General features: G+C 72.0%; 8 protein-coding genes and 4 pseudogenes. 5 read left to right on the plus strand and 7 right to left on the minus strand.

Going from position 1 to position 12,067, the window contains the following annotated elements; translation table 11 throughout:
* Positions 1–137 precede the first annotated feature (137 nt).
* The 5 genes and pseudogenes from ACP4J3_RS49985 to ACP4J3_RS50005 form a co-directional block, all read right to left on the minus strand.
* Positions 138–863, minus strand: a pseudogene (locus tag ACP4J3_RS49985) (PP2C family protein-serine/threonine phosphatase); the annotation flags it as partial.
* A gap of 97 nt (positions 864–960) precedes the next feature.
* Positions 961–1,044: pseudogene (locus ACP4J3_RS49990) on the minus strand (peptide-methionine (R)-S-oxide reductase MsrB); the annotation flags it as partial.
* Between the two features lie 188 nt (positions 1,045–1,232).
* A pseudogene (locus ACP4J3_RS49995) lies at positions 1,233–1,937 on the minus strand (AMP-binding enzyme); the annotation flags it as partial.
* Positions 1,938–2,109: 172 nt separating this feature from the next.
* Positions 2,110–2,769 (minus strand): response regulator, encoded by a 660-nt coding sequence (locus ACP4J3_RS50000; protein ID WP_426544832.1) that lies wholly within the window; start codon positions 2,767–2,769, stop codon positions 2,110–2,112.
* Positions 2,766–4,073, minus strand: a complete 1,308-nt coding sequence (locus ACP4J3_RS50005) for a sensor histidine kinase (protein ID WP_426544834.1) — start codon at positions 4,071–4,073, stop codon at positions 2,766–2,768. The genes ACP4J3_RS50000 and ACP4J3_RS50005 overlap by 4 nt, the downstream gene beginning before the upstream one ends.
* Positions 4,074–4,113: 40 nt before the next feature.
* Here ACP4J3_RS50005 and ACP4J3_RS50010 point away from each other — a divergent pair, with 40 nt between their 5' ends.
* The 3 genes and pseudogenes from ACP4J3_RS50010 to ACP4J3_RS50020 all read left to right on the plus strand — a co-directional run.
* Positions 4,114–4,836, plus strand: a complete 723-nt coding sequence (locus ACP4J3_RS50010) for an ABC transporter ATP-binding protein (protein ID WP_426544837.1) — start codon at positions 4,114–4,116, stop codon at positions 4,834–4,836.
* Positions 4,833–6,842, plus strand: a complete 2,010-nt coding sequence (locus ACP4J3_RS50015) for an FtsX-like permease family protein (RefSeq protein WP_426544839.1) — start codon at positions 4,833–4,835, stop codon at positions 6,840–6,842. The genes ACP4J3_RS50010 and ACP4J3_RS50015 overlap by 4 nt, the downstream gene beginning before the upstream one ends.
* A 113-nt stretch (positions 6,843–6,955) precedes the next feature.
* Positions 6,956–7,487: pseudogene (locus ACP4J3_RS50020) on the plus strand (transposase); the annotation flags it as partial.
* 7 nt (positions 7,488–7,494) lie between these two features.
* On the opposite strand, the gene ACP4J3_RS50025 reads toward ACP4J3_RS50020, so the two are convergent.
* Positions 7,495–8,601: an ABC transporter substrate-binding protein gene (locus tag ACP4J3_RS50025; RefSeq protein WP_426544841.1), complete on the minus strand. Its 1,107-nt coding sequence runs from the start codon at positions 8,599–8,601 to the stop codon at positions 7,495–7,497.
* Positions 8,602–8,758: 157 nt separating this feature from the next.
* Here ACP4J3_RS50025 and ACP4J3_RS50030 point away from each other — a divergent pair, with 157 nt between their 5' ends.
* A complete protein-coding gene (locus tag ACP4J3_RS50030) occupies positions 8,759–9,235 on the plus strand; it encodes a MarR family winged helix-turn-helix transcriptional regulator (protein ID WP_426544843.1) in 477 nt (158 codons plus the stop codon).
* Positions 9,236–9,308: 73 nt separating this feature from the next.
* Positions 9,309–9,959, plus strand: a complete 651-nt coding sequence (locus ACP4J3_RS50035) for an NAD(P)-dependent oxidoreductase (protein WP_426544845.1) — start codon at positions 9,309–9,311, stop codon at positions 9,957–9,959.
* A gap of 711 nt (positions 9,960–10,670) precedes the next feature.
* Here ACP4J3_RS50035 and arsM read toward each other — a convergent pair.
* Complete coding sequence (gene arsM, locus ACP4J3_RS50040; RefSeq protein ID WP_426544847.1) at positions 10,671–11,564, minus strand: arsenite methyltransferase; 894 nt, start codon at positions 11,562–11,564, stop codon at positions 10,671–10,673.
* Positions 11,565–12,067 lie beyond the last annotated feature (503 nt).

A 12,067-nucleotide genomic window follows, 5' to 3' on the forward strand; every position in this document is an offset into this window, starting at 1 on the left:
GGCCGGCTCTCGGCTGGTTCTCGGCCGGGTCTGGACCGGTTGCCGGTTCTCAACCGGTTCTCGACACCCGGGAGGGGGGGGGGGGGGGGGGGGGGGCGGCCGCGCCCCCCCCCCCCCCCCCCCCCCCCCCCCCCCCCCACCGCCACCGTGATGTTGTCGGGCCCGCCCGCTTCGATCGCGGCCCGCCACAGTTCGAAGGCCGCCCGGCCGTCGTCGTGCTCGCCGAGGATCTCGTCGAGTACGTCCGTGGTGAGCGGGTCCGTCAGGCCGTCCGAGCAGACGAGGTAGCGCTCGCCCGGGGTGAGGGGCTCGCTCGTGACATGAGGACTGACCGCCCGGTAGCCGGGCGAGCCGCCCAGACACTGGGTGACGAGGGTGGTGGAGCGGCCCGGCGGGTGCGGTGGGCTGTCGTCGACGCTGAGCTGGCGCAGCCCCTCGGCGGAGGCCGCGAGGACCTGGCTGTCGCCGACGTTGAACACCAGCACCGAGTCGGGCTGGACGACGATCCCGGCGATCGTCGTCCCCATCGCGGTCAGCTCGCTTTCCTCGTCGCCGCCGGCCGCCTGGTACACGTCGCGGTTGCAGGCGTTCAGCACCTCGCGGACGGCGGCCTCGCTGCTCATGGCCGGACCGAGCGTCGCCAGCCGGCGGGCGACCAGGGCGCTGGCCACATCGCCGCCGGGATGCCCGCCGAGCCCGTCGGCCACGGCGACGACGAGGGGCGTGCCGAGCGGGAAGACCAGAGTCTGCGGGCTCTCGGTCACGGTGGCGCACAGCGTCCACGGCCCGATGACCAGGCTGTCCTCGTTGCGCTCGCGCAGCAGTCCGGGATGGCTGATCGCACTCACGGCGACGTACGGCATGAGGCGCCACCGCCTTCCCGTACCGGACGAACCGCCCGCTTACGAGTCTAGGAACACCCTCGTCCCACCCGCCAGCGCGACCGCGGCCCCCGCCGCCTCAGCCCTCGTCCGGCGTCAGCCGCAGCGCGATGCTGTTGATGCAGTACCGCCGGTCGGTCGGCGTCGGACGTCGGTGTCCTTCGGGTCGAAGAAGGACGGCCGGCCGTGACTTGCTGCACCCCAGGAACCACAGGGGCCCACTTCCGCCAGGCTCACACCGGAACGACGTGAACGTCGAGCGGCTGCAGCACCTCCAGGTACGGGAAGCGGCTTCAGGCGGCCGTCGCAGATCTGCCGCCGCAGCGGGAACTTGTGGATCTTTCCCATGGCGTTGGCCGGGTTGGTGTCGGCCAGGCACCGGCGGCGCGGTGTCTTGTGCGGGGCCAGGGCGGCACGCAGGTGGTCGTGGAGTTCGGCGGCGGTGGGCGGGTCGGCGGGGTCGTCGGCGTTGATCACGGTGGCGACCTGCTCGCCCCAGGCCGGGTCGGCCAGGCCCAGCACGGCGGCCTGCCGCACCCGGGGGTGGGTGCCGAGCGCCGCCTCGATCTCGGCGGGGTAGATGTTCTCCCCGCCTCGGATGATCACGTCCTTGAGGCGGCCGGTGACGGTGACGTAGCCGCGCTCGTCCATCACGCCCAGGTCGCCGGGGCGCAGCCATCCATCGCGGTCGATGGCCTGTGCGGTGGCCTCGGGAAGATCGTGGTGGCCGAGCATGACCTGGTAGCCGCGGGCGCAGATCTCACCCGGCTCGCCCACCGGCAGCGGATCGGCGTCGGCGGGGCCGGCGATTTTGGCCTCGGCCTGCCACAGGGGGCGGCCGGCGGTGTGCACGAGCACGAGGGTGCCGGTGGCGGTGGCCGCACCGGGCACCGTCAGGTCGCAGCCGGTGTGCCGGATCTGCGCCGCCGCACCGGGGGCCACGCGTAGGAGCGGTGCGGGGGCGGTGCCGCGGGCCTCAGCGAGCCAGCTGGTGAAGGAGGCCCGCTCGCGCAGGCGAGGGAGACGCGGCCGTATCCGTTCCACCGTCGCCGCCATGTCCGTCTCGCGGAAGGGGTCGGTGAGCAGCAGTCCGCGGCACCGGACTGGGAGAGCGCATGCTCGAGTTCGGCGTCGCGCAGTGCGGGGTTGACGGTGACCGGGACCAGCCCGGCCAGTGCGGCGCCGTACTGGAGGACGACCGACATGTGCAGCGGCTGTGCGCCCGCATCTATCGCTCCCGGACCAGGCCGCACTCCCATGCCCAGGCGGCGATCTCGACCCGGTTGCGGGCGTCGATCTTCTGCTGGATGTTGGCCAGGTGTGTCTTGACGGTGGACAGGGACACCACCAGCTGGTCGCAGATCTCCTGGTTGGTGCGGCCCACCGCGACGAGCCGGGCGACGTCCAGTTCCCGTTCGGTCAGCGGGCAGGCGGCGTCCGGCTCGGGCCGCGTGGCGGACAGTTGCTTCAGCAGCCGGACGGTGACGGCGGGGGAGACCAGCGCGTCGCCGCGGGCGGCGGCCCGCACCGCCTCGATCAGCAGGCTGGGCGGGGCGTCCTTGAGCAGGAAGCCGCACGCCCCGTTGCGCAGCGCGGTGTGCACGTAGTCGTCCTGGTCGAACGTGGTGATCACGACGACCCGCATCGGGGTGTGGACTCCGGGGCCTGCCAGGGCCCGGGTGACGTCCAGGCCGTCCAGTTTCGGCATCCGGATGTCGACCAGGCACACGTCCGGCCGCAGCCGGCGGGCGAGTTCCACGCAGGCGGCGCCGTCGGCGGCCTCACCGACCACCTCGATGCCGGGCTGGGCGTCGAGGATCAGCCGGAAGCCCATGCGGACCATTTCCTGGTCGTCCGCGATCAGTACGCGGATCGCCGTGTCGTTCACGCCGGCGATCCTGCCACAGCGGCCAGCACCGGGAAGGCGGCGGTGACCCGCCAGCCGCCGTCGTCGGTGGGGGCGGCGGTCAGCGCGCCCTCCACCGCTTCGACGCGTTCGCGCAGGCCGACCAGCCCGAAGCCGCCGCGCCCGCCGAGCGGCACGGCATGGCGTGCGGCCGGTGCCGTGTTGTGCACCTCGACCCGCAGCCGGGGCCCGCACAGGTCGACCCGTACGGCGACCGCGGCGCCGGGCGCGTGCCGGCGCACGTTGGTCAGCGCCTCCTGCACCACGCGGTGCACGGAGGTCTCCACCTCGGGGGCGAGCCGCGCCTCGCGGGCCGCCGCAGCCACGTGCAACTGGACGTCCGCTTCGTCTTCGGAGAACACGGAGACCAGACCGGCGAGTTCGCTCCACACCTGCCCCGGCCGGATGCCGGCGTGGTCGTCCTCGCGCAGGACCCGCACCAGGCGGCGCATCGAGTCCAGCGTCTCCGATCCGGACCGGCTGATGTTCTCCAGCAACGGCCCGACCTGTTCCGGCGCGGTGTGCTGAAGGGTCAGGGCGGCGTTGGCCTGCACGATGATGCCGGTGACGTGGTGCGCGACGAAATCGTGCAGGTCATGGGCGAGTTCCAGACGCTGGCGCTGACGCACGGCGGCGATGTCACGCACCCGCTGCTCCTCCAGCAGTCGTGCACGTAGGCCCCAGGCGAGAGCCAGGCCGACGGCGAGCGTCATGAGCAGGGACCAGCCGATGGCAGCCTGGCTGTCCGTCGGCGCCCAGCGCAGCGGGATCGCGATGGCCGCGACGGCCGGCGCAACCGAGACGGCCGCGGCGATTCCCGGGCGGCGTACCGCCCGCACCACGCGGGAGAGCAGCACCAGCAGGACGACGGTCTCCAGGAAGCCCCAGGTACCGGCACCGTCCTGGCCCGCGAACACGCCGATCCCGACCGTGAGCGCCAGCGAGCCGCCCGCGACGAGAACGGCACGTACCTGCACGCTCGGCCGACGGCCGGGCCACAGCAGGGCCGCGCAGGCGAGCGGGCCGGACACGACCGGCAGCCAGCTCGTCCAGCGGTAGTTGATCGCCCGGCCGGCGAACGCGTCCAATAGCCCCACCGCGAGGAGAAGGGCCCAGCCGACGGCGATCAGCACGCGGCGGAGCCGCGGATTCTCGGAGTACACGCTCGGCAGGATACGGAAGCGGTGCTTCCCGGCGGCCTCGGCCGAATGGCCGATGTCCGGCCACCACAACCGGCCGTCCGGCCGAGCCCGCCGGATGCCGTGCGCCCCGACCGTGGACGGCATGAACCCGCTGAAGACCACTTCCCCCCGGGGAGACCGCCCGATGAACACCTCCTCCGCCGTCCTGACCGGCACCGGCCTGTTCAAGTCCTACGGCATGGCCCGCGCCCTGGCCGGCGTCGACATCGACGTGACGGCCGGCCAGTCGCTGGCCGTCATGGGCCCTTCCGGCTCCGGCAAATCCACCCTGCTGCACTGCCTGGCCGGGATCGAACGGCCCGACTCCGGTGAGGTCCTGCTGGACGGCAAGCGGATCGACCAGCTTCGCGAACCGGCCCGCAGCGAGCTGCGCCGCACCGCGTTCGGTTTCGTCTTCCAGTCCGGCCAGCTGCTGCCGGAACTGCCCGTCGACGAGAATGTCGCCCTGCCGCTGATGCTCGGCGGCACGGCGCGCCGGGCGGCCGTCGAGCAGGCCCGGCAGTGGTTCGGGCCGCTGGGTCTGCAGGGCCTGGAGGAACGGCGCCCGGGCCAGCTGTCCGGAGGCCAGGCGCAGCGAGTGGCCATCGCCCGCGCGCTGGTCGGCCGCCCGAAAGTGATCTTCGCCGACGAGCCGACCGGCGCGCTGGACCAGGCCACCGGCATGGACGTGATCCGCCTGCTGGTGGAGGTCAGCCGCCGCCAGGGCGCCGCCCTGGTCGTGGTCACCCACGACGCGAACGTGGCCCGCTGGTGCGACCGCACGGTGGAGGTCCGCGACGGGCGACTGGCCGGGGTCCAGGCCAGGCCGGAGACCGGGACCGACGCGAAGGCGGGGTACCGGCGATGAGGACACTGGACCGCACCACCTGGGCGCTGACCTGGCGGCTCACCCGGGCCGGCGGCCGCACCGGCCTGCTCGCCACCGGCCTCGCGGTCGCGGCGGCGGCCGTGTCCACCACACTGCTCCTGCTGTGCGTCGCGATGAACCTGGGCTTCCAGCACCGCGCGGACCGCGTCGACTGGCGAAATCCGGTGGAGTCCTCCCGCCCGGTGGCCGTCCAGGCGGTCGGCACGACGTTCACCCGGGGTGAGCCGGTCACCGTCGTGGACGTCGCACAGCTGCCCGGACACACCGCTCCCGCCCCGCCCGGCCTCGACCGCTTCCCCGCCCCCGGCGAACTGTGGGTCTCCCCCGCGCTCGGCGACCTGCTCGACCGGCTGCCCGCCGACCGCCACCCGGTCCCCGGCACGCCCACCGGAACACTGGGCCGCGCGGCGCTCGCCCACCCCGGCGAACTCGTCGCGGTGATCGGACACAGCCCCACCGACCCGGCGGTCACCGCCGAACGCGCGCCCGATCCGCGCCGGGCCGGAGACATCGCCTCCCCCACCCGCGTCGCCTCCTTCACCGGAACGCCGCTCACGGACGGCACCGGCAGGATGTACGAGTCCCTGGCGCGGCTCGCCACCGTCCTCGTCATCGTTCCGCTGCTGGTGCTGGCGGCCTCCGCCGCGCGGCTGTCGGTCTCCCGCCGTGATCAGCGGCTCGCCGCGCTGCGCCTGATCGGCGCCACTCCGGGCCGTATCGCCGGAATGACGGCCGCCGAGGCGCTGCTGACCGGGGCGGCCGGGGCCGTGCTCGGTGCCGTGGGGTACGGGCTGCTGCTGCCGGTGGCGGCGAGCCTGCCGCTCGCGGGCGGCTCCTGGTACCCGGCCGACCTGTGGGTCGGCGCACGACCGCTGCTGGCGGTGACGGCCGGGGTGATCACGCTGGTCGTCATCAGCGCGCTCGCCGGACTGCGTCAGGTGGTCGTCGGCCCGCTGGGCGTGGCACGCCGCTCCCGCAGCCGCGGGGCGAGCGCCGTACGGGCGGTGATCTTCGTGGCCGTGGTCGCCGTATACGGCTGGGTGACGAGGGAGTACGGCAGCGCCGACGTCGTGGCGCTGTACGCGTTCGCCGCACTCTTCCTCGCGCTGGCCGTGATCGGACCCTGGGTGGTCCGGCTGCTCGGCAGGATCGTCACCGCCCTGGCCAAGCGGCCGGCGACACTGCTGGCCGGGCGGCGGCTGCTGGACGACCCGAAGGCCGCCTGGCGGATCGTCTCCGGACTCACCCTGGCCGGTTTCGTCGCCGGATTCTTCGCCCTGCTCACCCTGGACTCCGCTCCTCCGTGGGGTGGACGGCCCGACCAGCTCGCCATCGCCGCCCCGGCCAGCAAGGTGACCCAGATGCGGACGCAGGCCGAACAGCGCCTGCACGCCGCCGGGGTGAGCGCCGTGGTCGGCGTGGACGACGGCTTCGTGGCCACGGCCCCCTACGACAGCCGCCAGATCACCGCCACCGTCTCCGGCGGCCCGGACGAACTGGACCGCGCCCGCACCGCACTGACCGGCCTGACACCCGACCAGTTCCCACTCACCACCACCGACGTGAACTGGTCCCAGGCACGATTCACCCAGGACTTCACCACCATCACCCGGGTCGTGCTCGTCGTGACCTTCACCGTCGCCATCACCTCCGCCGGCATCACCGCGGCCGCCAACGTCCTGGACCGCCGCCGCACCTACGCCCTGCTGCACCTGGCCGGAACCCCCCTGCGGGTCCTGGACACCGCCCGCAGCCGGGAGACCCTGATTCCGCTCACGGTACTGGCGGGCGGTGCTCTCGCGACGGGGCTGCTGTGCGGGGGAACGCTGACGCTGGCCGGCGGCGACTCGTCGTTCGACGCACGCGGCCTGATCATTCTCGCGGCGTGCTGCGCCGCCGGGTTCGCCGGGATCCTGGCGGCCGCCGGGCTGAGCCGTCCTCTGCTGCGCGCGGTCACCTGGCAGGCGGGGGCGCGGGGAGAGTGAGCGTTGCGGGGCTGAGCCCGACGGCTGGGCTCGGCCCGGCCCCTGCGGCACACGGAGCCGGCGTACGCCGCGCCAGGCATCCGGGCTTGGCCCGCATACCTCGACTTCTCGACGCAGCAGGTGGAATGACTGCGGCGGCGCTGGGGGCTTACGTGGTCTTCGAGGACGAGGCCGGTTTTGCGAACACCCCGCCGCGCTCTCGCACCTGGGGCCGCCGGGGGCGCACGCCGGTGGTGCGGGTGCGCGGCCGGTCCTGGCGCCGTATCTCGGTCGCCGCCCTGTGCTGCTACAAGCCGGGCGAAGTGTCGCGGCTGATCTACCGGCCGCGCCGGCACCGCAAGTACCGGGGCAAGGGGCGCAACGGCTTCGCCTGGAGCGACTATCGGGACCTGGTCGTGCGCGCCACATCCAACTCGGCGCCCCCATCGTCCTCATCTGGGACAATCTCGATACCCATCTCGCCGCCGGGATGCGCGGTACGCGGACGAGCATGGCTGGCTCACCATCGTGCAACTGCCGTCTTATGCACCGGACTTGAATCGGGCCGAGGGCATCTGGTCGCTGTTACAGCACCGCCCTGACCTCATCGACGGCTTTCTCAGCGGCACCAGACTCACGCTGGATCAGAGCCGCGCACGGCGATGAACCCCGGTCAGCGTCCGGGGTGCAGGCCGAGCCATCCCGGGGAGGGAGCTCCGGTCACCTCGCCGACGTAGAGAGCGAGCTGCTGCCTGAAGCGCTCGACGAGGCCGCGGTTCGCCATGAAGCCCTCGAAGCCGTCGAGGTGGGCGTTGCGGTACTCCCAGATGGGGCGGTAGCCCTCGTGGGGCTGGACGTCGGTGCGCACCGACCACATGTAGAAGTCGGACTGTGTCTGCTTCGACAGCCACCAGTTCAGGTACAGCTTCGCGGCGGCGGGATGTTGGGCGTGCCGGAAGATCGCGGCGCGCTGGGCCCAGGCCATGAACGGGTCGTGCTTCGGGATGACGAAGCGGGTCTTCACGCCCGGCGCGGGGGTCAGCATGCCGTCCGTGCCCAGTGCGACGGCGGCGCGGCCCGCCTCGACCCGGTCCGCGGGTTCCTGTGTACCACGCACCCAGGCCACGTCCTGGGCGGCGAACCGCCGCAGCCACTCCCAGCCGTACTTGTCGACGATGAGGCTGTACAGGTACAGCACCGCGTCGTCGTCGTTCGGGTATGTCGAGACGATCTTCCCCTTCCAGCGCGGGTCGAGGAGGTCCCGGGCCGAGGTGGGTGCCGTGCCGCCGGCTTTGTCGACGTTGTAGATGGTGGAGAAGGCGTCGACGAAGATGCCGGTCCATGCGCCGTCGGGGTCCTTGAAGGCCGGGTGGACGCGGGAGAAGCCGGCCGGCCTGTAGGGGAGCAGGGCGCCTTCGTGCTTCCAGCGGGGGAAGTCCTGCAGGGTCTGCAGTTGTACGACGTCCGGGACGAGAGTGCCGGTGGCGAGCTGGTTGTCGATGCGGGCGTCGTGGAACTTGCTGTAGTCCACCACGATGTTCAGCGTGATGCCGGGGAACGCCTTCTCGAAGGCGGCCTTGTTGCCGTCCTGCTGGGTGGCGGTGTCGCCGCCGGCGTAGACGGTGAGGGTGCCGCCCTCCGCCTTCGCCTCGCGGTACAGCTGTTTCAGGCTCTTGGTCTCCTCTCCGGACTTAGCGGCGTATCCCGTTCCGGTGCCCAATGCGGCCCCTGCGGCCGTGAGTGAACCTGCGGCGAGTACCTGACGTCGTCCGACCGGCATGGACGTTCCCTTTCAGCGCGGGGCTGCAGTGCGATGGCCGGGAAGGAAGATACCTTCCTGCGCAGCATTATTTCAACCTTCAAGCTGCCGATGAGGCTGGGTTTCTCAGCGATTTGACGTCCGATGTGTGGGCTGAGATTGCTGTATCGTCAGCTTTATGAGCGGACTGCTGAACGACAAAGCGGTCGTCCTGTACGGCGACATCCTGCGGCTGACGGACGCGATCGGCGGACGGGCCGAGCGCACCATCCGCGAGGCCTCCGGACTGGGGGGTTCCGAGTTCGAGGTGCTCCTGCGCCTGGCCCGCCACCCGGAGAACCGGACCACCAGCGCCCGCCTGGCCGAGGACCTGTCGTTCACGTCGGGTGGGCTGACCCGGCTGATCGCCCGCATGGAGGAGGCTGGGCTGCTCGCCCGCCACCCCCACCCCGACGACCGCCGCGCCGCGCTCCTCGAGGCCACCCCGAAAGGTCGTGAACTGCTGGAACGCGCCCTCGCCGCGCACGTCCCGCAGGTCACCGCCGACCTCGTGGAGCCGCTCACTCCGGTCGAGCGGCTGATCCTGCGCGAGCTGGTGACCAAGCTGTTGGCCCATTCCGCGCGCGGCACGGTGCAAGGGCCTGCACGGCCGTAACCGTCCAGCTTCGCCCTGCAACCCTCCAGCCCCTCGCCCCCGAAACGCATCTGGTAACGAACGGAGCACCCCTATGAAGATCCTCTTGATCGGCGCCACCGGCATGATCGGCTCCCGCATCGCCGCGGAGGCGCTGAGCCGCGGCCACGAGGTGACCGCCGCGACCCGCTCCGGCTCGGCCGCCGCCCTGCCCGAGCACCCGGCACTGACCCCGCTGACCCTCGACGCCTCCACGCCCGGCAAGGTGGCCCAGGCCGCCGCCGGGCATGACGCGGTGATCTCCGCCGTCTCCCCGCCCCGCGACGGCTCCGACCCGGCCGCACCCCTGCTGGCGACGTACACCTCCCTGGTCGAGGGGCTGCGCATCGCGGGCGCGCACCGCCTGCTGGTGGTCGGAGGGGCGGGCAGCCTGAAGACCTCCTCGGGCCGGGACCGGGTCGACACCCCGGACTTCCCTGCGATGTACAAGGCCGAGTCGCTCGCCCAGCGCGAGGTGCTGCGCCTGCTGCGAGCCGAGGTGACCGACCTCAACTGGACGTATGTCTCCCCCGCCGACGAGATAGCCCCCGGCGAGCGCACCGGCACCTTCCGTCTCGGCGGCGACGACATGCTGATCGCGGCGGACGGCACCAGCTTCATCAGCGCCGAGGACTACGCGGTCGCCCTGGTCGACGAGGCCGAGAAGAGCACGGCGATCCGCCGCCGCATCACCGTCGCGTACTGACGGACATCGCTCGAGGGCGTCGGGTTCGGCATCAGGCTGACCGGCGGTGCCGAGGCGACGGTGTCGGTGCCCCTGCGCGCTGGGGGCGCGGGGACACGCACGGGCAGGCCCCCGATCGAAAGCGGCGCCGGGTTGTGCGACAAGGTGCCCATCACGACGGTCACCGGCCCGGCCGCGCTGGAGACGATCGGGTGACCTCGGCGATGCAGCGAAGGGCTTCGCGCTGGAACGCCACAAGGACGTCCTTCATCGGATCCCCGCGCTCGACGAGAACGGACGGGCGCCGCGCTCATGCCGGGGACACCGCGGATCCGTGATCACCGAGGTGTCAGACGCTCCTGAGTTCCGGCAGCCCACGCTTGGGAGGCGGGAACGAGCTCAGCGGAAGTGCCGGACCCGGGTCGTGCCCGCCGGGGCGTACCGCGGGCTCCGCCGCGCCGGGCGTGCCGAGCATCGGGCTGTCGCGGTAGCTGTCGAACGTGCTGAAGAGGAAGGGTGGTTCGGCACAGTGGGGGGGGCGCCCAGGCCGTGTGCCTCATGCCCGGCCCGGTGGTCGAATTGGTAGGCGTAGGTCGAGTTGCCGCGGGAGGCGTGGCGGTCGGCGATGCGCAGCGCTCCCTCCCGGTGGAACAACTCCTGACCGCCTACGGCAAGCCGGCAGCCGGCCGCGGCTGTCCGTAGTCCGCTGATACGTCATCCTGCAATGGCTGGTCAGTCCTGGCAGCCGCATCCTGAAGCGGCCTTGGCTTCGGCCACCGTGGTCGATGGATCGGCGGCGCGTTCATCCGGGTTGCAGCAGGCGGCCACGCCACAGCACGCGTCCATTGCCGCGCCTGAGGCGCCCGGCTCAGCGGCGTCGGAGGGCTTCACCGCGCGGACGATCGCGGAGTGCATGCCGTCGGCGACCGGGTGGGTCGGGGTGATCTCGACGTCGGTGAACCCTGCGGCTTCGAGACCGGTGCGGTACTCGGCGAAAGAGAGTGCGCCGGCGATGCAGCCGACGTAGTCACCGCGTTCGGCCCGCTGCTCGGTGGTGAGGTTGTCGTCGGCGACGACGTCCGAGACGCCGAGCCGGCCGCCGGGCCTGAGCACGCGGAAGGTCTCGGCGAACACGGCGGGCTTGTCGGTCGACAGGTTGATCACGCAGTTGGAGATGACGACGTCGATCGTGTGCGCGGGCAGTGGTATGGCCTCGATGGTGCCCTTGAGGAATTCGACGTTGGTCGCGCCGGCCTTCGCCGCGTTGGCGAGGGCCAGGGCGAGCATCTCGTCGGTCATGTCCAGCCCGTACGCCTTGCCGATGGGGCCGACGCGGCGGGCGGAGAGCAGGACATCGATGCCGCCGCCGGAGCCGAGGTCCAGGACGTGCTCCCCCTCGCGGAGTTCGGCGACGGCGGTGGGGTTGCCGCAGCCCAGGGAGGCGGCGACCGCTTCGGCGGGGAGGGCGTCGCGCTCGTCGGCGGCGTACAGCGTGGAGCCGAAGTTCTCGTCGACCTCGACGGGCTCGGGCCCGCAGCAGGCAGCGCCGCCCCCGGTGACCTTCGTGGCTGCGGCGGCGTACCGCTGACGGACGGTTTCGCGCAGGTCCGTGGACTGCTCGCTCATGGCGTCGCTCCTCGGAGAGGCATTAATGCAATCTTGAACCTTGAATTGAAAAACGTCAATATAGAGAGATGTTAAAACAGCCAGGAGGCGATGGGCGAATCCGGGATCGGCAAGACCCACCTGGACAGGGCATCGGTGTCGCAGCCTGGGGAGCGACGGCGCTTGCGTCGCCGGATAACCCCTGACCGGCCGGAATGACTTCTGTGGCGAACGGTCCGTCCGCAAGTCCCTGTCAAGCCTTAGGGAAATCCCCACGGTTCACTGCAGTCGACCCGCGAGCGTGAACTCTCAAGTAGCGTCTGCGGACGCTCCGCTCCATCGGCCTCCCCACCCCCCGCCGGACGCCGAGGCACTCGCGGACTTCCTCGCCGCGAGTACGCAGAGGGCGCCACTCGACTTCACATGCACCACCGGATGAGAGGGACCTACACAGCATGCGATCCATCAACCGACTGACAACCTCAGTCGTCGGAGCGGCCGTGCTCCTGGGCTGCGTCTCGGGA

This window comes from Streptomyces sp. UG1 (genome assembly GCF_049974585.1).
Classification (GTDB): domain Bacteria; phylum Actinomycetota; class Actinomycetes; order Streptomycetales; family Streptomycetaceae; genus Streptomyces.